Annotated in this window: 23 protein-coding genes; 19 read left to right on the top strand and 4 right to left on the bottom strand. The window is 72.1% G+C overall.

All coding sequences use genetic code 11. The annotated features are described in order from the left end of the window. The first annotated feature begins 46 nt into the window (after positions 1–46). The 14 genes from AFM16_RS03970 (at position 47) to hypE (ending at position 13,484) form a co-directional block, all read left to right on the top strand. Positions 47–1,135, top strand: a complete 1,089-nt coding sequence (locus tag AFM16_RS03970) for an NADH-quinone oxidoreductase subunit B family protein (RefSeq protein WP_030787127.1) — start codon at positions 47–49, stop codon at positions 1,133–1,135. Between the two features lie 178 nt (positions 1,136–1,313). After that, the gene (locus AFM16_RS03965; protein WP_030787129.1) at positions 1,314–3,098 is read left to right on the top strand and encodes a nickel-dependent hydrogenase large subunit; all 1,785 of its coding nucleotides are present in this window, start codon (positions 1,314–1,316) and stop codon (positions 3,096–3,098) included. After that, positions 3,095–3,691, top strand: a complete 597-nt coding sequence (locus AFM16_RS03960; RefSeq protein ID WP_245177629.1) for a NifU-related iron-sulfur-binding protein — start codon at positions 3,095–3,097, stop codon at positions 3,689–3,691. Before AFM16_RS03965 ends, AFM16_RS03960 begins: the two co-directional genes overlap by 4 nt. After that, positions 3,688–4,323, top strand: coding sequence for a DUF5947 family protein (locus AFM16_RS03955; protein WP_030787131.1), 636 nt, complete (start codon positions 3,688–3,690; stop codon positions 4,321–4,323). Before AFM16_RS03960 ends, AFM16_RS03955 begins: the two co-directional genes overlap by 4 nt. Next, complete coding sequence (locus tag AFM16_RS03950; RefSeq protein ID WP_030787132.1) at positions 4,320–5,009, top strand: DUF6084 family protein; 690 nt, start codon at positions 4,320–4,322, stop codon at positions 5,007–5,009. The genes AFM16_RS03955 and AFM16_RS03950 overlap by 4 nt, the downstream gene beginning before the upstream one ends. Further along, positions 5,006–6,529 (top strand): hypothetical protein, encoded by a 1,524-nt coding sequence (locus AFM16_RS03945; RefSeq protein WP_078632414.1) that lies wholly within the window; start codon positions 5,006–5,008, stop codon positions 6,527–6,529. The genes AFM16_RS03950 and AFM16_RS03945 overlap by 4 nt, the downstream gene beginning before the upstream one ends. Further along, complete coding sequence (locus AFM16_RS03940; RefSeq protein ID WP_078632412.1) at positions 6,526–7,050, top strand: hydrogenase maturation protease; 525 nt, start codon at positions 6,526–6,528, stop codon at positions 7,048–7,050. The genes AFM16_RS03945 and AFM16_RS03940 overlap by 4 nt, the downstream gene beginning before the upstream one ends. Positions 7,051–7,060: 10 nt before the next feature. After that, positions 7,061–7,162: a DUF6893 family small protein gene (locus tag AFM16_RS40735; protein WP_373010688.1), complete on the top strand. Its 102-nt coding sequence runs from the start codon at positions 7,061–7,063 to the stop codon at positions 7,160–7,162. Positions 7,163–7,321: 159 nt separating this feature from the next. Then, on the top strand, positions 7,322–7,720 hold the full coding sequence (locus AFM16_RS03935; RefSeq protein WP_030787137.1) for a hydrogenase maturation nickel metallochaperone HypA/HybF: 399 nt from the start codon (positions 7,322–7,324) through the stop codon (positions 7,718–7,720). Positions 7,721–7,725: 5 nt separating this feature from the next. Then, positions 7,726–8,532 (top strand): hydrogenase nickel incorporation protein HypB, encoded by an 807-nt coding sequence (gene hypB / locus AFM16_RS03930; protein WP_078632410.1) that lies wholly within the window; start codon positions 7,726–7,728, stop codon positions 8,530–8,532. After that, positions 8,529–10,922, top strand: a complete 2,394-nt coding sequence (gene hypF, locus AFM16_RS03925) for a carbamoyltransferase HypF (RefSeq protein WP_078632408.1) — start codon at positions 8,529–8,531, stop codon at positions 10,920–10,922. Before hypB ends, hypF begins: the two co-directional genes overlap by 4 nt. A gap of 36 nt (positions 10,923–10,958) precedes the next feature. After that, positions 10,959–11,276, top strand: coding sequence for a HypC/HybG/HupF family hydrogenase formation chaperone (locus AFM16_RS03920; RefSeq protein ID WP_030787144.1), 318 nt, complete (start codon positions 10,959–10,961; stop codon positions 11,274–11,276). Beyond that, on the top strand, positions 11,273–12,412 hold the full coding sequence (hypD, locus tag AFM16_RS03915; protein ID WP_078632406.1) for a hydrogenase formation protein HypD: 1,140 nt from the start codon (positions 11,273–11,275) through the stop codon (positions 12,410–12,412). Before AFM16_RS03920 ends, hypD begins: the two co-directional genes overlap by 4 nt. Then, positions 12,405–13,484: a hydrogenase expression/formation protein HypE gene (gene hypE, locus AFM16_RS03910; protein WP_030787150.1), complete on the top strand. Its 1,080-nt coding sequence runs from the start codon at positions 12,405–12,407 to the stop codon at positions 13,482–13,484. Before hypD ends, hypE begins: the two co-directional genes overlap by 8 nt. A 22-nt stretch (positions 13,485–13,506) precedes the next feature. On the opposite strand, the gene AFM16_RS03905 is transcribed toward hypE, so the two are convergent. Beyond that, the gene (locus tag AFM16_RS03905) at positions 13,507–14,217 is read right to left on the bottom strand and encodes a DUF6215 domain-containing protein (RefSeq protein WP_078632404.1); all 711 of its coding nucleotides are present in this window, start codon (positions 14,215–14,217) and stop codon (positions 13,507–13,509) included. A 96-nt stretch (positions 14,218–14,313) separates the two neighbouring features. On the opposite strand from AFM16_RS03905, the gene AFM16_RS03900 reads away from it, so the two are divergent. Both AFM16_RS03900 and AFM16_RS03895 read left to right on the top strand, forming a co-directional pair. Beyond that, positions 14,314–15,072 carry a Type 1 glutamine amidotransferase-like domain-containing protein gene (locus tag AFM16_RS03900; RefSeq protein WP_107419015.1) on the top strand — a complete coding sequence of 253 codons (759 nt, stop codon included), beginning with the start codon at positions 14,314–14,316 and terminating at the stop codon, positions 15,070–15,072. A gap of 9 nt (positions 15,073–15,081) precedes the next feature. After that, a complete protein-coding gene (locus AFM16_RS03895) occupies positions 15,082–15,600 on the top strand; it encodes a hypothetical protein (protein ID WP_078632400.1) in 519 nt (172 codons plus the stop codon). A gap of 20 nt (positions 15,601–15,620) precedes the next feature. Here AFM16_RS03895 and AFM16_RS03890 read toward each other — a convergent pair whose 3' ends face one another. Beyond that, complete coding sequence (locus AFM16_RS03890) at positions 15,621–16,484, bottom strand: SDR family oxidoreductase (RefSeq protein WP_078632398.1); 864 nt, start codon at positions 16,482–16,484, stop codon at positions 15,621–15,623. 105 nt (positions 16,485–16,589) lie between these two features. Here AFM16_RS03890 and AFM16_RS03885 point away from each other — a divergent pair, with 105 nt between their 5' ends. Continuing rightward, entirely contained in the window at positions 16,590–17,348 is a 759-nt protein-coding gene (locus AFM16_RS03885; RefSeq protein WP_078632396.1) for an IclR family transcriptional regulator, read from the top strand. A gap of 127 nt (positions 17,349–17,475) precedes the next feature. Then, positions 17,476–18,678, top strand: a complete 1,203-nt coding sequence (locus AFM16_RS03880; protein WP_179123245.1) for a PP2C family protein-serine/threonine phosphatase — start codon at positions 17,476–17,478, stop codon at positions 18,676–18,678. 22 nt (positions 18,679–18,700) lie between these two features. Here AFM16_RS03880 and AFM16_RS03875 read toward each other — a convergent pair whose 3' ends face one another. Then, positions 18,701–19,381 (bottom strand): hypothetical protein, encoded by a 681-nt coding sequence (locus AFM16_RS03875; RefSeq protein WP_078632394.1) that lies wholly within the window; start codon positions 19,379–19,381, stop codon positions 18,701–18,703. Between the two features lie 112 nt (positions 19,382–19,493). Continuing rightward, on the bottom strand, positions 19,494–20,159 hold the full coding sequence (locus AFM16_RS03870) for a YwqG family protein (protein WP_209313214.1): 666 nt from the start codon (positions 20,157–20,159) through the stop codon (positions 19,494–19,496). A gap of 185 nt (positions 20,160–20,344) precedes the next feature. Between AFM16_RS03870 and AFM16_RS03865 the strand changes: the two genes are divergently transcribed. Then, the gene (locus AFM16_RS03865; protein ID WP_078632392.1) at positions 20,345–21,415 is read left to right on the top strand and encodes a hypothetical protein; all 1,071 of its coding nucleotides are present in this window, start codon (positions 20,345–20,347) and stop codon (positions 21,413–21,415) included. Positions 21,416–21,451 lie beyond the last annotated feature (36 nt).

Here is a 21,451-nt window from a genome sequence, read left to right as displayed (position 1 = left end):
GCGAAACCAAGTCTTTCATCCCAAACCTCCCCAGGAGGCGGTCCCCATGACTGAGGCGAAGGCGAAGACGGTGGGCGCTGACGACGCCACGGGCACGCCCGCCGAAGAGAGCCCCACGATCCACATCCTCTGGATCAACGCGGGGCTGAGCTGCGACGGCGACTCGGTCGCGCTCACGGCGGCCATGCAGCCCAGCATCGAGGAGATCGTCCTCGGCGTGCTGCCGGGTCTGCCGAAGATCGCCGTGCACTGGCCGCTGATCGACTTCGAGTGCGGCCCGATCGGCGGCGCGGACACGTTCATCGAATGGTTCTTCAAGGGGGAGCGCGGCGAGATCGACCCGTTCGTGCTGGTCGTCGAGGGGTCCATCCCCAACGAGGCGATCAAGCCCGAGGGCTACTGGTGCGGCTTCGGCGACAACCCCGAGACCGGCCAGCCCATCACCACCAGCGAGTGGATCGACCGCCTCGCGCCGAAGGCCCTGGCCGTCGTCGCCATCGGCACCTGTGCCACGTACGGCGGCATCCACGCGATGGCGGGCAACCCGACCGGCGCGATGGGCGTGCCGGACTACCTCGGCTGGGACTGGAAGTCCAAGGCGGGCATCCCGATCGTGTGCGTGCCCGGCTGTCCGATCCAGCCGGACAACTTCTCCGAGACGCTCACCTACCTGCTCTACCAGGCCGCCGGATCGGCGCCGATGATCCCGCTGGACGACAAGCTGCGCCCGACCTGGCTGTTCGGGGCGACCGTCCACGAGGGCTGCGACCGGGCCGGCTACTACGAGCAGGGCGAGTTCGCGACGACGTACGACTCGCCCAAGTGCCTGGTGAAGATCGGCTGTTGGGGTCCCGTCGTCAAGTGCAACGTGCCCAAGCGCGGCTGGATGAACGGCATCGGCGGCTGTCCGAACGTCGGCGGCATCTGTATCGCCTGCACCATGCCCGGCTTCCCCGACAAGTTCATGCCGTTCATGGACGAGCCTCCCGGCGCGAAGGTCTCCAGCACGGCCAGCGGCGCGTACGGCGCCGTGGTCCGCAGGCTGCGCACCATCACGGCGCGGACCGTGGACAAGGAGCCCAAGTGGCGCCGTACCGGCGACAAGATCACCACCGGCTACCAGCCGCCCTGGTGACGGCCCGTCGCCCCTGATCCGCACCCCACCGGCAGGTTCCGCGCGACCTCACCCATCCGCACCCCCATCCGCACCCCACCGGCAGGTTCCGCGCGACCTCACCCATCCGCACCCCCATCCGCACCCCCTCCGCACCCCCACCCGCACGACTTCCCGCAACGAAGGGCACGGCACAGAGATGGCAGCGAGCACGAAGGCGGCCGGCGACGGCAGCGGCCTGGTGGAGATGGCCTGGGACCCGATCACCCGGATCGTGGGCTCCCTGGGCATCCACACGAAGATCGACTTCAAGCAGAAGCGGGTCGCGGAGTGCTACAGCACCTCGTCCGTCTTCCGCGGCTACAGCGTCTTCATGCGCGGCAAGGACCCTCGCGACGCCCACTTCATCACCAGCCGCATCTGCGGGATCTGCGGCGACAACCACGCCACGTGCTCGGTGTACGCGCAGAACATGGCGTACGGCGTGAAGCCCCCGCACCTCGGGGAGTGGATCATCAACCTCGGCGAGTCCGCGGAGTACATGTTCGACCACAACATCTTCCAGGAGAACCTGGTCGGGGTCGACTACTGCGAAAAGATGGTCAAGGAGACCAACCCCGGTGTGCTCGAACTCGCCGAGCGCACCGAGGCCCCGCACGCCGCCGAGCACGGCTACCGCACCATCGCCGACATCATGCGCTCGCTGAACCCCCTGGAGGGCGAGTTCTACCGCGAGGCCCTCCAGGTCAGCCGGTACACGCGCGAGATGTTCTGTCTCATGGAGGGCCGCCATGTGCACCCCTCCACCCTCTACCCGGGCGGCGTCGGCACCATCGCCTCCGTCCAGCTCTTCACCGACTACCTGAGCCGCCTCATGCGGTACGTGGAGTTCATGAAGCGGGTCGTCCCCCTCCACGACGACCTGTTCGACTTCTTCTACGAGGCCCTGCCCGGCTACGAGGAGGTCGGCCGCCGCCGCGTCCTGCTCGGCTGCTGGGGCGCGCTCAACGACCCCGAGTACTGCGACTTCACCTACGCCAACATGACGGACTGGGGCCGGCGGATGTTCGTCACCCCCGGTGTCGTCGTCGACGGCAAGCTCGTCACCAACGACCTCACCGAGATCAACCTCGGCATCCGCATCCTGCTCGGCAGCTCCTACTACGAGGACTGGCAGGGCCAGGAGCAGTTCGTCACCCAGGACCCGCTCGGCAACCCGGTGGACCCGCGCCACCCGTGGAACCAGCACACCATCCCCGCCCCGCAGAAGCGGAACTTCGACGACAAGTACAGCTGGGTCATGTCGCCCCGCTGGTTCGACGGCAAGGAGCACCTCGCCCTCGACACCGGCGGCGGCCCCATCGCCCGCCTGTGGTCCACCGCCCTGTCCGGGCTCGTCGACGTCGGCTACGTCAAGGCCACCGGCCACAGCGTCGTCATCAACCTGCCGCGCACCCTGACCAAGCCGGAGACCACCTTCGAGTGGAAGATCCCGAAGTGGTCCAACGCCCTGGAACGCAACCGGGCGCGCACCTACTTCCAGGCGTACGCCGCCGCCGTCGCCCTGCACTTCGCGGAGAAGGGCCTCGAGGAGGTCCGCGCCGGACGCACCCAGACCTGGGAGAAGTTCGAGGTCCCCGACGAGAGCATCGGCTGCGGCTTCACCGAGGCCGTACGCGGCGTCCTCTCCCACCACATGGTCATCCGCGACGGCAAGATCGCCAACTACCACCCGTACCCGCCGACCCCGTGGAACGCCAGCGTCCGCGACTCCTACGGCACCCCGGGACCGTACGAGGACGCCGTGCAGAACACCCCGATCTTCGAGGAGAACTCCCCGGAGAACTTCAAGGGCATCGACATCATGCGGGCCGTCCGCAGCTTCGACCCCTGTCTGCCCTGCGGCGTCCACATGTACGTCGGCGGCGGCAAGACCGTGAAGACGATGCACGTGCCCACCGGACTGAGCGGACTCGGCGGATGAGCGCGCCCACCGCGTCCACCGAGACCGCCGAGACCACCGAGACCGCCGAGTCCACCGCGCACGCCGCGCCCGCCACCGCGCCGCGCCCCGTGGACGCCGAGCAGACCGGACGGCGGATCGAAGAGGTCCTCGACCGGCTGGCCACGAGCGGCGACCCCGCCGCCGCGGCCGCCGCCGAGGAACTCGTCCGCTCCCTCATGGACTTCTACGGCGCCGGCCTCGCCCGCGTCCTCCACCTGCTGGCCGACGCCCCCGGCGACCCCGCCGCCCGGCTGCTCGGCGACGACCTGGTGGCGAGCCTGCTCGTCCTGCACGATCTGCATCCCGAGGACCGCGACACCCGGATCGTCCGGGCCGTCGCCGGTCTGCGCGAACACGATCTGGAGGTCGTGACCTTCGACGAGGAGAGCGGCACCCTGCGCCTGCGCTCCCGGGCGAGCGGCGGCTGCGGCTGCGGCTCCGGCGCGGGCGCCCAGGAGGCGGCGCGGGCGGCCGTCGCCTGCTTCGCGCCGGAGGTCAAGGACGTCGTCATGGAACAGGCGCCCGCGCTGCTCCAGATCGGATCCGCCCCCGAACCGACGAGGACCCGGTGAGCGCGTCCACCGCCGGCCTGCGCAGATTCCTCGGCGAACGCCCGCCCCGGCCCGAGCGGTGCGAACTGTGCGCGGCGGTGGTCCCCGAGGACCACCGCCACCTCGTCGACACCGAACAGCGCAGCCTGGCCTGCGCCTGCGCCCCCTGCGCGCTGCTCATGGAGACACCGGGCGCCGCCGCGGGCCGCTTCCGCGCGGTCCCCGACCGCCGGCTCACCGACCCCGGCCACCGCATCGACGACCAGGCGTGGGAGGCGCTCCAGATCCCCGTCGGCGTCGCCTTCTTCTTCCGCAACGCCGCGCTCGACCGGCTCGTCGCCCTCTACCCGAGCCCGGCAGGCGCCACCGAGAGCGAACTCGATCCGGCCACCTGGAACGAGGTGCTCGGCCGCACCCGCCTCGCCGACCTCCTCGAACCCGACGTGGAAGCACTCCTGTTGCGCCGCACGGACGGTGCTATTGAGTGCCATCTCGTCCCGATCGACCTCTGCTACGCGCTCGTCGGCCGGATGCGCCTGCTGTGGCAGGGCTTCGACGGCGGCGCCGAGGCCCGCGCCGCCCTGGACGCCTTCTTCACGGACGTACGACGGCAGGCCCGCCCCGTGCCCGCCGCGCAGGCGGTGGGACCGTGACCGAGTTCTCCTTCGCCTGCACCGGCGTCCGCGCCGACCGGTACGCGGCCGGACCCACCCTCGTCTTCCGGCTGCGGATCACCGCGACCGGCGACACCCCCGTGCACGCCCTCGCGCTGCGCTGCCAGCTCCGGATCGAACCCGCCCGGCGCGGCTACGGAAGCGCCGAGGCCGGCTCCCTCACCGACCTCTTCGGCGAACGCGCCCGCTGGGGCACCACCCTCCACCCCGTGCAGTTCGCCCAAGTCCCCCTGATGGTCCCGTCGTTCACCGGCGAGACCGAGACGGACCTCGTCGTCCCCTGCACCTACGACATGGACATCGCCGCGACCCGCTACCTCGACGCCCTCACCGACGGCGAGGTCCCGCTGCTGATGCTCTTCTCCGGTACGGCGTTCACCGGCCCCGGCGGCTTCCGGGTCGAGCCGGTCCCGTGGGACCGGGAGGCCGCCTACCGCATGCCGGTCGGCGTCTGGCGGGAGATGGTGGAGCAGCACTTCCCCGGCTGCGGCTGGATCCGGCTCCCGCGCGACACCATGGACGCCCTCCTCGCCTACCGCTCCCGGCACGCGCTGCCCTCCTGGCAGGCGACCGTCGAGGCACTGCTCGCGGAGACACCCGAACTCCCGCCCCCGCTCGACCCGTTGCGCGCGCTCACCGCCACGACCGGAAGGAGCGATCCGTGACCGTGACCGCCTTCGCCCCGCGGACCGAGGAACGGTTCGCCCTCGCCCGGCAGGTCGCCGACGCCGTCCTCTTCGAGGGCTATGTGCTCTACCCCTACCGGGCCTCGGCCGCCAAGAACCGGCTGCGCTGGCAGTTCGGCGTCCTCGTGCCGCCCGCCTGGGGCGCCGACTGCGAGGAACACGACTTCCAGCACACCGAATGCCTGATGGAACCCAAGGACGGGGCGACGCTCTCCGTCGAGGTCCGCTTCCTGCACGCCCGGCGGCGCACCGTGCAACGCGCCCTGCCCGGCGGCGACTTCGAGACCGTTCCCGAACTCCACCTGGACGACCGGGTGCTGGTGCCCTGGGACGAAGGCGGCGAGGAACGCGTCGAGGTGGTCGCACCGGTCGCCGAACTCCTCGGCGACGGCGTCACGTTGCCCTTTCGGCGCCCCGCCCGCGAGGACACCGAACCCGTCCTCGACGCGGCAGGCCGGACCGTCGGCCGACTGGTCAGGCGGTGCGCGGAGATCACCGGCCGGGTACGGCTGTCCGCCCGCGAACTCGACGGCCCCTACCGGGTGTTGCGCCTGACCGCCGTCGTGGAGAACACCACCCCCTGGACACCCCCGGCCGGCCACGCCGCCGACCGGGACGCGGCCCTTCCGCACTCCCTGGTCGCCACCCACCTCCTCATGGCCCTCGACGCCGGATCCTTCCTGTCGATGACCGACCCGCCCGAGTGGGCCAAGGGCGCGGTCGCCGCCTGCCGCAATCTGCACACCTGGCCCGTCCTCGCCGGTGAACCCGGCCGCGCGGACCTCGTGCTGTCCTCCCCGATCATCCTGGAGGACCATCCGGCGATCGCCCCGGAGAGCCCCGGCGCGCTCTACGACGCCACCGAGATCGACGAGATCCTCGCGCTGCGCACCGCCGCCCTCACCGACGAGGAGAAACGCGAGGCCCGCGGCACCGACGCCCGGGCGGCCGCGGTCATCGACCTCGCCGACTCGATGCCGGCGGAGGTGCTGGAACGGCTGCACGGGGCGGTGCGGGGGCTGCGGGAGATCACGGGCGAGGCGGGTGGCGCGCCGGACGGCCGCTCCTCCTCCGACGGCCGCTCCTTCTCCGACGGCCGCTCCTTCTCCGATTTCGCCGGCTTCCCCGACGAGCACGGGGTGCAGCGCCCCGACACCCCCTGGTGGGATCCGGCGAGCGACGCGGGCTTCGACCCGGAGCGGGACCGGATCGTCGTGGACGGCCGCTCCCTGGGCCGGGGCAGCCGGGTCGAACTGCGCCCCGGGCTGCGGCACACCGACGCCCAGGACCTGTTCCTCCAGGGCCGCGCCGCGACCGTCGAGGCGGTGCTGCACGACGTCGACGGCGCGGTGCACCTGGCGGTGACCGTCGAGGGCGACCCGGGCGCCGACATCCGCCGCGAGCAAGGCCGTTACCTGTACTTCCAGCCGGACGAGATCGTCCCCCTGGACCCCGTGGACCCAGTGGAGCCCCTGGACGCCCCGGAGGACCGGCCGTGAAGCGCACCCTGGTCGCCGGCATCGGCAACATCTTCCTCGGCGACGACGGCTTCGGCGTCGAGACCGCACGCCGGCTGACCGGACGCCCGCTGCCGCCCCATGTCGAGGTGGCGGACATCGGCGTCCGCGGCGTCCACCTCGCCTACCAGCTCCTGGACGGCTACGACACCCTCGTCCTGGTCGACGCCACGGCCCGCGGCGAGGCCCCCGGCACCCTCTACACCATCGAGTACGACGGCCCCGGCGCCGGAAGCGGCGGCGTCCCGCCGATCGACGGCCACCGGATGACCCCCGACACCGTCCTCGCGCTGCTGGACACCCTGTGCGCCGGCACCGACGGACGGCCGCCCCGGCGCGTCCTGATCGTCGGCTGCGAACCGGCCTCGATCGAGGAGGCCATCGGACTCAGCACGCCGGTCGAAGCCGCCGTACCGAGGGCCGTGGAGCTGATCGAGGAGCTGCTGCGGTGCGACGACGAGCCGTCGGAGCCCCGGGCCACCACCGCCGAGACCCGCACGTGAGGAGAACGCAATGAGGAAAGTCATCGCCGGCGCCGCCGCCCTCGTGGTGGCCGCCGTGCTCGTCGAGGTGTTCCCCGACATCAGGCGCTACCTGCGCATCCGCCGTATGTGAACCGGCCCGCCCCGCCGGGTACGCCGTTCGCCGCGTCCTTGCGGCGAACGGCGTACCCGTGCCCCCGGCGACGGCGTGCCTGGCCGGGCCGCCCGGCCCCCTCGCCTCTAATGAAGCCCGGCCCGGGCAGGACCGGCCCGGCAGGAGTGGAGAGCACCGATGCACGAGATGTCCGTGGCGCTCGCCGTGATCGACCAGGTCGAGACGGCCGCCGCCGAGGCGGGCGACGTCACGGCGGTGCGCACCGTACGGCTCCAGGTCGGCGAACTGGCCGGCGTCGTCCCCGACTCCCTCTCCTTCTGCTTCGAACTGGCCTGCGCCGGAACCCTGCTGGAAGGCGCCGAACTCGTCACCGAGGCCGTCCCGGGACGGGCCCGCTGCACACCCTGCGCGCACGACTGGGCCGTCGGCATGCCACCGAGCCTGATCTGTCCCGCGTGCGGCGGGACCAGCGTCGAACTGCTCTCCGGCCGGGAACTGCGGATCGCCGGCGTGCGGTGGGAGGACGGCGGCCCCGCGCCGGCGTCCGACCGCGAACCGATCTCCGAGGAGTGCTGAACACCATGTGCCGTGCCGTCGACCTCCAGCAGGCCGTCCTCGCGAAGAACGACGCGAGCGCCCGGACCCTGCGCACCCGCCTCACCGAGCGGGGCACCACCGTCGTCAACCTGCTCTCCAGCCCCGGCAGCGGCAAGACCGCCCTGCTGGAACGCGAACTGCTGCTGGCCCGCGAACGGTCCGTGCCCGTGGCCGCGCTGACCGCCGACCTCGCCACCGAGAACGACGCCACCCGCCTGGCGCGCTCGGGCGTCCCGGTCAAACAGGTGCTCACCGACGGACTGTGCCATCTGGAGGCCGGCATGCTCGCCGGACACCTGGTGGGCTGGCTGCCCGACGACACCCGGGTGCTCTTCGTGGAGAACGTCGGCAATCTGGTCTGCCCCGCCTCCTACGACCTGGGGGAGACCCTGCGGGTCGTGCTCGCCTCCGTGACCGAGGGCGAGGACAAGCCGCTCAAGTACCCCACCGCCTTCGGGCTCGCCCAGTTGGTCCTGGTCACCAAGACCGACATCGCGGACGCCGTCGATTTCGACGAGGCCGCCTTCCGCGCCAACGTGGAGCGGGTCAACCCCGGGGTGGAGGTGGTGCTGACCTCGGCCCGGGACGGGCGAGGGGTGGGTGCGCTGCTCGACCGGACGCTGGCCGCCGCGGCGGGGGCGACCCCGCATGTGCCGGTCATGGCTCGGCGGTCGGAAGCCCCTCACGACCATCCGCACCCGCACGACCATCCGCATCCGGGTGCGGGGCTCGGTGTGGTCGAGGGCGTGGGTGCGGACGGCCACGGCCCGCTGGCCGCCCCCCGGCCGTGAGCGCTGCGCCGCCCCCGCCGGACGTCGTCACCGGCGCCCCGGCACTGCGGCGGCGGATCGTCGTCCGGGGAGTGGTGCAGGGCGTCGGCTTCCGGCCGTACCTCTACGGCCTCGCCACCGAACTCGCCCTCGTCGGCCACGTGACCAACACACCGGAGGGCGTCGTCGCCGAGGTGGAGGGCGCGGCCGGGGCCGTGACCCGGTTCTGCGACCGGATCGCCGCCCAGGCGCCGCCGCTGGCCCGGGTGGAGTCCGTCCACCACGAGGAGGTGCCCGCCACCGGCGGCGACGCCTTCACGATCCTCGCCTCCCGCACCGAAGGCCCGGCCCGCACCCTGGTCTCGCCCGACACCGCCACCTGCGCCGACTGCCTCGCCGAACTCGCCGACCCGGCGGACCGGCGCCACCGCCATCCCTTCGTCAACTGCACCCACTGCGGGCCGCGGTTCACGATCGTCACCGGTCTGCCCTACGACCGGGCCCACACGACCATGTCCGGCTTCCCGATGTGCGCCGACTGCGCCCGCGAGTACGCCGATCCGGCCGACCGCCGCTTCCACGCCCAGCCCGTCGCCTGCCCGAACTGCGGACCGCGGCTGCGGCTGGTGCGGGCGGACGGCGATGAGTTGAGCGGCGACGGTATGGACCCTGTTGGCCGGGCCCGCGCTCTGCTGGCCCGCGGCGCGATCCTCGCCGTCAAGGGACTCGGCGGCTACCACCTCGCCTGCGACGCCGCGAACGGCACGGCCGTCGACCTGCTGCGCCGCCGCAAGGCGCGGGGCGACAAGCCGTTCGCCGTGATGGCCAGGAGCGTGGACGACATCCGCGCCCTCGTGCGGATGGGGCCCGAGGAGCGGTCCCTCCTGGAGGACGCGGCCCGGCCGATCGTGCTGCTGCGGCGCCGGCCCGGTGCGGCGGCGGGCGGCGCGTACGCCGAGGCCGTGGCGCCCGGCAGTCCCGATCTCGGTGTGATGCTGCCGTACACCCCGCTGCACCACCTCCTGCTCGGTCTGCCCGGTGATCCCGAGGGGCCCCGGCTGCTCGTCATGACCAGCGGGAACGTCTCCGGTGAGCCGATCGTCACCGACGACACCGAGGCGCTGGAGCGGCTCGCTCACCTGGCCGACGCCTGGCTCACCCACGATCGCGCGATCCACGTCCCCTGCGACGACTCCGTGGTGCGCGTCTGCGACGGGGAGCCGCTGGTGCTGCGCCGCTCCCGCGGCTACGCGCCGCTGCCGCTCACCCTGCCCCTGCCGGTCGGCCCGGCGCTCGCCGTCGGCGGGGACCTGAAGAACGTGTTCTGTCTCGGCGCGGGCGACCGGGCCTGGCTGTCGGCCCACATCGGAGACATGGACGACCTCGGCACCCAGCACGCCTTCGCCCACGCGGTGGGGCAGTTGGAGTCCATCACGGGCGTACGGCCGGAGCGCCTGGCCGCCGACCGGCATCCCGGTTACCGCTCCGCCCGGTGGGCCGACCGGAACGCGGCCGGCCGGCCCGTCGTCCGTGTCCAGCACCATCACGCCCATGTCGCCGCCGCGATGGCCGAACACGGGCTGGACGGCTCCCGGCCGGTGATCGGCGTCGCCTTCGACGGCACCGGCCACGGCGACGACGGCGCGGTCTGGGGCGGGGAGTTCCTGCTCGCGGACTACGACGGCTTCACCCGGTTCGGGGCCCTGGCCGACGTGCCGTTGCCCGGCGGCGACGCCGCGGTGCGCAGGCCGTACCGGATGGCGCTCTCCCATCTGCGCGCGGCCGGCCTCGCCCGCGCCGCCGACCTGCCCTGCACGGCGGCCGGCTCCGCCGACGAACTCCGGGTGCTGGAACAGCAGTTGGAGCGGAACCTGAACTGTGTGCCCACCTCCAGCATGGGGCGGCTCTTCGACGCGGTGTCGTCGCTCGCGGGGGTCTGCCACCGGTCGGGCTACGAGGCCCAGGCCGCCGTCGAGTTGGAGGGTGCGGCGCTGCGGGCGCCCGCCGGGGACACCGTCGCGTACACCTTCGCGCTGCGCCCGGAGCGGGATGCGGTAGGGCGGGGCGTGGTGGACCGGGACACGGTACGGGCCGATCCGGCGCCCGTGCTCGCGGCGATCGTGGACGATCTGCGGGCGGGCGCCGGTCCGGAGCGGATCGCGGCGCGTTTCCACCGGGCCGTGGCCGGCCTGGTGCACCGGATCTGCGTACGGGCGCGGGAGCGGCACGGTCTGGACACGGTCGCCCTGACGGGCGGGGTGTTCGCCAACACGCTGCTCTCCTCGGCCTGTTCGACCGCCCTGCGCGCGGACGGCTTCACGGTCCTGCGGCACCGCCGGGTGCCGCCCGGCGACGGGGGCCTGGCGCTGGGCCAGTTGATGGTGGCCTCCCGGGCGCGGACCACGGACTGAGACAGACCCGACGACCCCCAGAGCGAGGAGAGGACCATGTGTCTGGCGGTACCCGGCAGAGTGCTGGACATCGAGGAACGTGACGGCACGCGGATGGCCAACGTCGACTTCGGCGGAGTGGTCAAGGAGGTGTGCCTGGAGTATCTGCCCGACCTCCAGGTGGGCGAGTACGCCATCGTCCACGTCGGGTTCGCCCTTCAGCGCCTGGACGAGGAGTCGGCGCTGAAGACGCTCGAACTCTTCGCCGAACTCGGCATGCTCCAGGAGGAGTTCGGCGACGCCTGGGAGATGGCGGCGGCGGAGAAGGCGGGCGTGGCGGACGGGGACGGCGTGGAAGAGGTGCACCAACCGTGAAGTACATCGACGAGTTCCAGAACCCGGAGCTGGCGCGCCGGCTCCTGGACGACATCCACGCCACGGTGACCCGGCCCTGGGCCCTGATGGAGGTCTGCGGCGGGCAGACGCACAGCATCATCCGCCACGGCATCGACCAACTGCTCCCTGAACAGGTGGAGTTGATCCACGGGCCGGGGTGTCCGGTCTGTGTGACCCCGCTGGAGGTCATCGACAAGGCCCTGGAGATCGCCTCCCGGCCCGAGGTGATCTTCTGCTCCTTCGGCGACATGCTGCGCGTTCCCGGCACCGGCCGGGACCTGTTCCAGGTGCGCGGCGAGGGCGGTGACGTACGGGTCGTCTACTCGCCGCTCGACGCGCTGAAGATCGCACGCCAGAACCCCGACCGCGAGGTGGTGTTCTTCGGCATCGGCTTCGAAACCACCGCGCCCCCCAACGCCATGACGGTTCATCAGGCCCGCAGCCAGGGCATCCGCAACTTCAGCATGCTGGTCTCCCACGTCCGGGTCCCCCCGGCCATCGAGGCGATCATGGCGTCGCCGGACTGCCGGGTGCAGGGGTTCCTCGCCGCCGGGCACGTGTGCAGCGTGATGGGCACGCGGGAGTATCCGGAACTGGCGGAGCGTTTCCGGGTGCCGATCGTCGTGACCGGCTTCGAGCCGCTGGACATCCTCGAAGGCGTCCGCCGGACCGTCCGCCAGCTCGAACGCGGTGAGCACACCGTCGACAACGCCTACGCCCGCGCCGTACGCCCCGAGGGCAACCCGGCCGCCCGCGCCATGCTGGAGGACGTCTTCGAGGTCACCGACCGGGCCTGGCGCGGGATCGGGGTGATCCCCGCGAGCGGCTGGCGGCTGTCGGCGAAGTACCGCGACCACGACGCCGAACACCGCTTCTCGGTCGACGGCATCCGGACCGTGGAGCCGGCCGAGTGCCGCAGCGGCGAGGTCCTCCAGGGGCTGCTGAAGCCGCACGAGTGCGAGGCGTTCGGCACGCTGTGCACACCGCGTACGCCGCTGGGGGCGACGATGGTCTCCAGCGAGGGGGCGTGCGCGGCGTACTACCTGTACCGGCGTCTCGAACTGCCCACGACGGTCGCCGCTGTCGCCGGTCGGGAGGTGACCCCCGTTGTCTGAGGTGACCGATCACCTGGTGACACCGATCGCCCCCGAGGGGTGGACCTGCCCCGCCCCGCTGCGCGACCGGCCCCGGGTCGTCATGGGCCACGGCGGGGGCGGCGCGCTCTCCGCCGAACTGGTCCAGCAGATCTTCGCCCCGGCCTACGGCGGTGAGGCGCTCGCGCAGATGGGCGACGCGGCGGCCGTCACCCTGGGCGGTGCGCGACTCGCCTTCTCCACCGACTCCTACGTGGTGCGGCCGCTGTTCTTCCCCGGCGGCAGCATCGGTGACCTGGCGGTCAACGGCACCGTCAACGACCTCGCCATGCGCGGGGCCCGCGCCGCCTATCTCTCCTGCGGGTTCATCCTGGAGGAGGGCGTCGAGCTGGACGTGGTGAGCCGGGTGGCCGAGGCGCTCGGTGCCGCCGCGCGCACCGCCGGGGTCGAGGTGGCCACCGGTGACACCAAGGTGGTGGAGTCCGGGCACGGCGACGGCATCTACCTCAACACGGCGGGCATCGGCCTCGTCCCGACGGGCGTGGACCTGCGCCCCGAGCGCGTGGTGCCCGGCGATGTCGTGATCGTCAGCGGGGCCGTCGGTGTCCACGGCGTGGCGATCATGAGCGTCCGGGAGGGCCTGGAGTTCGGCGTGGAGATCGAGAGCGACTGCGCGGCGCTCGGCTCGCTGGTGGAGGCGATGCTCGCCGTCACGCCGGACCTCCATGTGCTGCGCGACCCCACCCGGGGCGGGCTCGCGGCCGCGCTGAACGAGATCGCGCAGGCGTCCGGCACGGGCGTCGTCCTCCAGGAACGCGCCGTCCCGGTCCCGGCGGCCGTCGCCAACGCCTGCGCCATCCTGGGCCTCGACCCCCTGTACGTGGCGAACGAGGGCAAGCTGGTCGCCTTCGTTCCGCGTGAGCACGCCGACGCCGTCCTCGCCGCGATGCGCGCCCATCCGCTGGGCCGGGAGGCGGCGGTCATCGGCGAGGCGGTGGACACGCATCCCGGCATGGTGGTGGCACGGACGGGACTGGGCGGCACGCGCGTGGTGGACCTGCCGATCGGCGAGCAGCTCCCTCGGATCTGCTGACCGGCCGGAGCGAGGGTCGCCGTCAGGCGTGGCTCCAGCCCGGCAGGGTCGGGAGCACCTTCTCGGCGACGCGGAGGAGTGCCGCGTCGTCGGGAAGGACGTCGTCCTGGCGCCAGATGGCGATCTCGTACGAGCCGCCGCCGTCCTTGGCGTCCTGGGCGACGAGCAGGGAGCGGGCGATCCCGCCGGGACCGGTCTCGGCGTCGCCGCCCCCGAGATCGACCTTGAAGGCGATGGTCGGGTTCGAGTAGAGCACCGCCGGATGCCCGAGGAACGTCCTGGACTCCGCGCCCCCGCCCAGCAGGTCCTCCGACCCCTCGACCGGCAGGCCGTCGTAGGTCGCCGTGATCTTCACGGAGTACGTGTCGAGCGTGACCGTGGCCTCCGGGATCGCGATCTTGCTGCCGGCGGCCAGCTCGAAGGCGAAGTCGTGTCCGTCGGCGGTCTCGGTGTGCTCCTGGGGCGTACCGAGCAGCGACGCCAGGTCGGGACGGTTCAGCGCCGTGCACAGCCGATCGCCGGACACCACGCCGGGGACCCGCAGCTCCGGGGGCGGCGGCTCGGTGGTCGAGGTGGAGCAGGCGGCGGGCCGCTCGTCCTCGGCGGCGCCCTGCGGCAATGCCCCGGCGAGCGCCCACATCAGCCCCGCGACCCCACCGACCAGAACCACCGCGGCGACGACCTGGGTCCCCGCGCGCATCCCCTTCTCGGGTTCGACGACCTCGTCGACCATGTACTTTCCCCCGCCGTACGCTGTGCGCCGTGTGACGCGCGGGGAGCTTATCCGTTGATCGTTTGAAGTGGAACCGGTTTCATGATCCGAGGAGGCATGGACGTGTCAGTCGTCCCGGAACGTCGTGTGGCTCTCCTCGGAGGCGGCTTCTCGACCGATGACGACGGCCTGCTGGACGACTGGATCCTCGGCCAGGCGCGCACACCCCGGCCCAAGGTCTGCTTCGTCCCGACAGCGAGCGGAGACGCGCCCGGGTACATCGACCGCTTCCTCGCGGCGTACGAGCCACGGCCCTGCGACCCCGGCGTCCTGCACCTCTTCCGACGGGACCTGGACGACGCCGCCCTGCGAACGTTCCTCCTCTCCCAGGACGTCATCTACGTGGGCGGAGGCAGCACCGCGAACCTGCTGGCGGTCTGGCGTGTACACGGCGTGGACCGCCTCCTCCGCGAGGCATACGACCACGGCACCCTGCTGTGCGGCATCAGCGCCGGCGCCAACTGCTGGGCCGAGGGCTCGCACACGGATTCCTTCGGCCCCCTGACCCACCTCCCCGACGGCCTGGGCCTGCTCCCCGGCTCGGTCTGCCCCCACTACGACACCGAGGAAGGCCGCCGGTCCTCCTACCGAGCGGCCGTGGCAACCGGCGCGCTTCCAGCGGGCTGGGCGGTCGAGGACGGCACCGGAGCCCTCTTCACCGACGGCCGCCTGACGGATGCGGTGACCCGGACGCCTGACGCCCGGCTGTACCGGGTGGAGCGGGACGGAAGCGGCGACTGCGAGGAACGAGCCGAGTCGTGCCGCTTGCTCGTCCCTACGGATCAGCACGCTCCGTCGGAATTGCCGGCTCCTTAGGCTGACGCCATGGACGACGGGCTCGGTCACGAGGGCAGTGGCTTTATCAACTTTCGGCACTACGCCCCGGACTCGAAGCAGCACGGGCATCGGTGGGTCGACATCAAGCGGTTCCGCTTCGCCACGGGGGCCGTGGACGAGAGTGGGCTGCTTGGCGCCGTGATCGGGCATGAGCAGTTCCGGGACGACTATGCGGGCGGTGGCGTGGTGCCGGACGGGCCCCGGCACGGTCCGTACTGGATACGGCTGATCACTCCCGACCTCTACGAGTCCATCAGCCAGGAGAAGGCGTTGCGGATCCTGCGGGAGTGGGCTGATCCGCTCCCGGACGTGTCCCCCGAGTTCGGGGCAGATCTGCGGCGGGAGGTGTTCGACCGCCTGGCCGCGGCCGATGGCATCTACTACCTCCGCGAACTCGATGACGAGGCGATTCATGACTGGGGACGTGTGCACTACGAGTTCCACGAGTTCGTGATCATCGACCGCGCCGGCGGGCAGCTCACCCTTGTCGTGGCTGCCGACGACTGAGGCGCTCGCGGCTCGGTGGCTCAGCTCTGTCGCGCGGTGCGCAGTACCTCGGCGAGCGGGGTCGCCGGGTGGTCCGTGAGGTGGGGGATTGATTGTGTGACCTGGGACAGGTCGCCCGATGCGATTGCCGTGTACGTCGATACCCAGGCGTCTAGCTGCCAGCGGGGGGCGTTGTAGGGGGCGCGGGAGGTGTAGGCCTCCTCGATCGTCTCCGGGTGGTAGGTGATCGTTCGGCCGAGGGTTTCGGACAGGGTGGCCGCCGCTTCCTCCAGGGTCAGGGACTCGGGGCCCGTCAGGTCGTAGACGGCTCCGGCGTGGTCGTCCGGGTGGGTCAGGACCGTCACCGCGGCGTCGGCGATGTCGTCCTGGGCGACGAAGGCGGCGCGGCCCTGTCCGGCCGGGCCGCGGATGACGCCGTCCTCGCCGACGAAGTGCGGGACGAAGTCCGCGTACAGGTTGTCGCGCAGGAACGTGAACGCCGGCCCCCGCTCCCGGATGTGCTCCTCGGTGTGGAAGTGGTCGCGGGCCAGGGTGAACGTGGCGTCCGGAGCGGCCCCGCAGAAGGACACGTAGACCAGGTGCCGTACGCCGGCCTCCGCGGCGGCGTCCACGAAGGTCCGGTGGAGTGCGAGCCGGTCCGCGCTCTCGGAGGCCGACACCATGAGCACGGTCTCCGCGCCGCTCAGACCGCGTACGACGGCCTCCCGGTCCCCGAAGTCCGCGGCGGCCACCGTCGCGCCCGGCAGCTTCGGCGCCCGCCCGGGGCTGCGCACCAGCAGCCGCTGCGGCACACCCCGCTCCGCCAGACGACGCGCGACGCGTCCGCCGAGCCGTCCCGTGGCACCCGTGACGACCAGGGCCGGTGCGGGCGATGCGGTGGTCATGGCCGACCTCATTTCAAGAGGGAGCAGTTCCGCTCATTGAACCCGGCGCGGCCGCGGACCGGCGTCAGGCTTGCCCGGCGGGGGCGGCGGGCGCACGCTGGTCCTGTGGGTATGGGTGACGGCCCGACGCTGATCACCTCCGTACAGCGGGCGTTCCGCCTGCTCGAGGCGGTGAGCGCGCACGAGAACGGCGCACCGGCGAAACAGTTGGCGCGTGAGACCGGCCTGCCCCTGGCCACCGCCTACCACCTGCTGCGCACCCTCGTGCACGACGGCTACCTGCGGAAACTGGACGACGGCGGCTTCGTGCTCGGCGACCGGCTCCAGACCCTGCACACCTCGGGCCGCGGCCAGGCGTTGCTGAGCCGGGTCCGCCCCACCCTCGCCGCCCTGCGCGACGAGCTGGGGACCGCCGCCTACCTCACCTTCTACGAGGAGGGCGAGATCCGGGTCGCCGAGATCGTCGACGGCCCCCGCGCACCCCGCGTCGACCTCTGGGTCGGCTTCGAGGACGCCGGACACGCCACGGCCCTCGGCAAGTGCGTACTCCGGGAACTGGACGACGAGGCCCGCAAGGACTACCTCTCCCGCCACCACCTGGCCGACCTCACCCCCCGGACCATCACCAGCACCCTCACACTCCTGCGCCAGCTCGACTCCTCGCCCGTCGCCCCGGCCGTCACGGACCTGGAGGAGTACACCCTCGGCACGGTCTGCATCGCGGTCCCCGTCTACAGCGGCCAGATTCTCGGCTCGCTCGGCGTCTCGCTGCCCGCGGACCGGCTCTCCCGGATCGAGGAGGTCAGGGCCCGGCTGCTCCCCACCGCGGACCGGGTGACGAGGAGCCTGTCGCTCACTATCTGAAAAGCGGCTTCTTGTGGCACCCCGGGTCGAACCCGTTTCCTAAATGAAACGGACATTTCAGGTGCTGCACCGGCGCACACGTCTGAACATGTCCCCCCCGACCCAAGGTGAGGACTGCGGACGAAGCATGACTCAGGCCCGAGACCATGGCGGCGACCACTGGCCGATGCGGCTGTTCCGATGCAGGGCGGCGGGGGCGTGCCTGCCCGTGCTGACCGTTCTCGTGGTCGTGCTCCTCGACCTCGCCGGCGGCGCCGGCATGATCTGGCTCCCCATGCTCGCGGCCGGCCCCGCGCTGGCCGCGACCACCAACGGCCCGCGCGGCGTCCTCGGCGTCGGCCTCCTCGCGGCCGGGCTCGGCGCCGCCCTCGGCATCCACGGCCACGTCCCCGGCCGTGAGCTGACCGCCGTCCTCGCCGCGCTGGGAGCCGTCACCCTGGCCAGCGGCCTGGCGAGCGCGCTGCGCGGCCGCCGGGAACGTGTGCTCGACGCCGTCCGCTCGGTCGCCGAGGCCGCCCAGCACGCCCTGCTCAAGCCCGTCCCGGCGACCGTCGGCCCCTTCCAGGTCGCCGTGCGCTACAACGCCGCCGCCGCGGAGGCCCGGATCGGCGGCGACCTCTACGCCCTGATACCCACCCCGTACGGCGTACGGCTGATCGTCGGCGACGTCCGCGGCAAAGGACTGCCTGCCGTCGGGACCGCCGCCCTCGTCCTGGGCGTCTTCCGCGAGGCCGCCTACGACGAGCCCGATCTGCTCGCCGTCGTCGACCGGATCGAACGGAGCCTGGCCCGCAACCTCGGCGGCGACGACTTCGTCACCGCAGTGGTCGCCGGCTACCCGAGCACGGGCCTCCTCGAACTCGTGAACTGCGGCCACGCGCCGCCCCTGCTGGTACGGGCCGACGGCGAGGTCGTCGCCGTGGAGCCCACGCACCCGGCCCCGCCGCTCGGACTGCGCGCCCTGCACGACCAGACGCCCAGCCTCCAGGCGCTGCCCTTCGCCGACGCCGACCAACTGCTCCTCTACACGGACGGCGTCACCGAGGCCCGCGACCGGCACCGGGCGTTCTATCCCCTCGCCGACGGCCTGACCCGCCACGTCTGCGACGAGCCGGCCCGCACACTGGACGCCGTCCAGGCCGAACTCCTGACCCACGTGGGCGGCCGCCTGCACGACGACGCGGCGCTCCTGCTGCTCCGCAAGCCGGCGGTGGCGGAGCCGGGGGCGGCCCCCGTGCCGGAGCCGACAGAGGGCGAGGGTGACGGTGACGCGTCGTGTGTGACCGATTCCCGGCTCACCGCCGCACTGGCGGAGAACCGGGCTCGGTGACCGGCTGGGGCATGCCCCACTCCTACTCGACTTCCTCGAAGTTGTAGGCGTAGCCCTTGTCGCCGATCTTGATCCGCACGGTCCGGTAGCCCGGCTCGCCGTTCTTGGCGTGCTCACCCCAGTACTGGCATGTGAAGCCGGTGTCGGCCCCGTAGTCGAACGCCTTCGCGGCGGGGAGCTTGTCACAGGCGACCTTGCTCGCGTCGGTACGCCCGGACTCGGCGCCGTACCTCTCGTTGATCATCTCGTAGACGAGCTTGTCGACCAGGAGAGCCTTCTTGGGCTCCTTGGTGTACGAGATGATGCTGCTGCCCGCGGTGTAGCTGTCGCTGATCTTGACGTCGTAGGGGATCTCGGCCCCCGCGTACGTCACCACGCACTGGCTGACGGCGCCGGCCTTCAGGGTCACGCCGGCGGGGCATGTGGCGCTGGTCTCACCGACGACCTTGGCGGTGCCGAGCACGTCCTCGCGCAGCGCGTGCTCCACCTTCTTCACGAAGGGGGCGCTGAGATCGGGGGCCGGGGTGACCCGGAGCTTGTCCCCGCCACGCATGTACACATCCGGCTGAGGGCCGGTGATGGCGACCGGCAGGGCCTTCGCCGCGTCGTCCGTGCTGCCGCCCTGAGCGGTTTCCGACGTGCCGCAGCCCGCGCTGAGCAGGGTCGCCGCGGCCACGACGGTCAGAATTCTGAGAGATTGCATAAGGGGAGCGTAAGCTCGCTCGACCGGCGAGCCGCGCCCGGGGCGGGCAGCCCGCAAGCCTCCGTCGGCCCTGGTGGACGGCTGGCGGAGTGTCGGCTGCGGTGTGGTGTGCTCAGTCGGTGAGGAAGGCGCCTTCGCGGCAGGCGCGGCAGACGAAGACGTAGCCCAACTGGCCGCCGAGGTTCATCGCGGTCCGCGCGGAGATCCCTTCCTCCAGATGTGCCGCGAACTCCATCGAGCGGGTGCAGGAGCGGCATGCGGGCACGCGGTCGTCCTCGAGGTAGGAGGGGCTGCCTCCGAGTGACCCGAGCACTTCGCGTTGCTTCCCGAATCGTTCTTCAGGTTCCCGCTTCCATCCCGAACGGGCAAGGTCGTACGGGTCAGGCGCGAGGTCGTCGTCATCGTCGTCATCGTCGTGGTCGTCGACCTCCTCGGGGTCGAGCGTCACGACGTGGTTGCGGATGGCCGAGGTGACGGGCAGGAGCGTCACGCCCGTCTCGGGCACGGCTACCGGCTGCAGTTCCTCCCTGGGAAACAGGTGGACCCGGTTCGCGCTGGACGTCGCGTCCCAGAATTCACATGCGCCGGGGTCGTTCTGGCACACGAACACCGACAGGACGCCGTCCTCGACGGGGAGGTGGGCGAAGAACTGCAGCGGCCCTCCGCAGCCGCACATGGGCCAGGTGAATCCCGCGGGAGCCAGCGGTACGCCCCCGGTACGCGGGACGTCGGAGTCGGCCGGTGCGGTGCCGTCGTAGATCATCAGAGTGGTCTGCATGGGGAGAGGCTACGGGCGGCATGCCGGCCTGAAGGCATGCGGTGCCGATCGTGCGGAAAGGTACCTCCTTCACCCTCAACGGCACCGCCTGCGTGAACGTCTTGTGAAGGTGCGGCAGCGGCACGCATACTGACGCGATCAAGGAAAAGCACAGGCGGCGCAGGGCGCCACGAAGGGAAGACGAAGTGAGTGCCCGCAGGACCGCCGCCACCGCGCTGCTGCTTCTCGTCACGCTGACCGTCGGCGGCTGCTCGGGCGACTCCGAGCCCGCCGACGACTCCACCGACGTGACCTCCTCCGCCCCCGCGGATCCCTCGACCGCCGCGGACACGGAGGAGACCGAGGACGCGGACGCTTCCGACGACGCCCCCGCCGACGACACGTCCATCAAGGACGTCCTCGACGCCGCCGGTGTCGACGACGACTTGGTCAACCGTCTCGGCGAGGTCGGCGACGCCAACGGCTACGGTCTCGGCGTGGGCGTCGAGACCGACCTCGAACAGCGTCGCGGACTCGCCGCCCTCCAGGTCGACACCTGCCGCAACGTGGCCGTCGGCTACCGCAGTTGGGACGGCATCCAGAACTCGGACGTCGGCGGCGGCGCGACCGAGGAACAGGCCGCCGCGATGGCCGACTTCCTGCGCACCGAGTACTGCCCGCACGTCGCCCCGCTCAAGGAGGGCCCGCTGCCCGAACAGACCCTGGGCGGGCCCACCGAGGACGAGCAGGGCGGCCGGGGTCTCGCCACCACCCGGACCTGGTGGGAACACCGGTACCAGCGCGTCTCCTGGACGAAGGAGTGCGCCGCGCAGACCGGACAGCCGCTGGGTGACCCGCTCGCCTACCGGATCGCCCGGGACGCCGTGATGTGCGCCGAGGTCCCGAGGGCCCAGGCCAAGGGGCGCTTCGTCGCCGTCGATGTCGTGTTCGCCTCGCCGGTCGGCGCCGACCGGGCCGGGAAGACCGTGCTCTCCCTGCTCCCCTCGGGCGCTTCCGTCTCCGGGGAGACCGAGGGCACCAATCCGGACTGGTCGCCGCTGGACGGCGGCTGCCTCGCGGTCGACTTCCGCGCCGACGGGCTCGCGAAGGTCCTGGCGGACGGTCCCGGCGACCCCGAGCCCTGGGCCCACGGCATCTACTACTCCGACGGCGCGACCGAGGACGGCGCGGTCGGCCCCTACACCGGCAAGGTCAAGCAGATCCTCCTCGGCACCGGCAAGAACGAGCCCTCCGCCGACGGCGAGACGGCCTGCTGAACCGCACGTGGCCCACCGGGGCCGACGCGCACGAGG

It is taken from the genome of Streptomyces antibioticus (genome assembly GCF_002019855.1).
In the GTDB taxonomy this organism is placed as follows: Bacteria; Actinomycetota; Actinomycetes; order Streptomycetales; family Streptomycetaceae; genus Streptomyces; species Streptomyces antibioticus_B.
This window is presented reverse-complemented; position numbering and strand designations above follow the sequence as displayed.

Bases quoted from the DNA above. Each gene is read 5' to 3' on its own strand.
- AFM16_RS03905 (WP_078632404.1), bottom strand. From the start codon at position 14,217: ATGGTCGACGAGGTCGTCGAACCCGAGAAGGGGATGCGCGCGGGGACC.
- AFM16_RS03875 (WP_078632394.1), bottom strand. From the start codon at position 19,381: ATGCAATCTCTCAGAATTCTGACCGTCGTGGCCGCGGCGACCCTGCTC.
- AFM16_RS03935 (WP_030787137.1), top strand. From the start codon at position 7,322: ATGCACGAGATGTCCGTGGCGCTCGCCGTGATCGACCAGGTCGAGACG.
- AFM16_RS40735 (WP_373010688.1), top strand. From the start codon at position 7,061: ATGAGGAAAGTCATCGCCGGCGCCGCCGCCCTCGTGGTGGCCGCCGTG.
- AFM16_RS03960 (WP_245177629.1), top strand. From the start codon at position 3,095: ATGAGCGCGCCCACCGCGTCCACCGAGACCGCCGAGACCACCGAGACC.
- hypB (WP_078632410.1), top strand. From the start codon at position 7,726: ATGTGCCGTGCCGTCGACCTCCAGCAGGCCGTCCTCGCGAAGAACGAC.
- AFM16_RS03900 (WP_107419015.1), top strand. From the start codon at position 14,314: ATGGACGTGTCAGTCGTCCCGGAACGTCGTGTGGCTCTCCTCGGAGGC.
- AFM16_RS03970 (WP_030787127.1), top strand. From the start codon at position 47: ATGACTGAGGCGAAGGCGAAGACGGTGGGCGCTGACGACGCCACGGGC.
- AFM16_RS03880 (WP_179123245.1), top strand. From the start codon at position 17,476: ATGACTCAGGCCCGAGACCATGGCGGCGACCACTGGCCGATGCGGCTG.
- AFM16_RS03870 (WP_209313214.1), bottom strand. From the start codon at position 20,159: ATGCAGACCACTCTGATGATCTACGACGGCACCGCACCGGCCGACTCC.
- AFM16_RS03890 (WP_078632398.1), bottom strand. From the start codon at position 16,484: ATGACCACCGCATCGCCCGCACCGGCCCTGGTCGTCACGGGTGCCACG.
- AFM16_RS03895 (WP_078632400.1), top strand. From the start codon at position 15,082: ATGGACGACGGGCTCGGTCACGAGGGCAGTGGCTTTATCAACTTTCGG.
- AFM16_RS03920 (WP_030787144.1), top strand. From the start codon at position 10,959: ATGTGTCTGGCGGTACCCGGCAGAGTGCTGGACATCGAGGAACGTGAC.
- AFM16_RS03965 (WP_030787129.1), top strand. From the start codon at position 1,314: ATGGCAGCGAGCACGAAGGCGGCCGGCGACGGCAGCGGCCTGGTGGAG.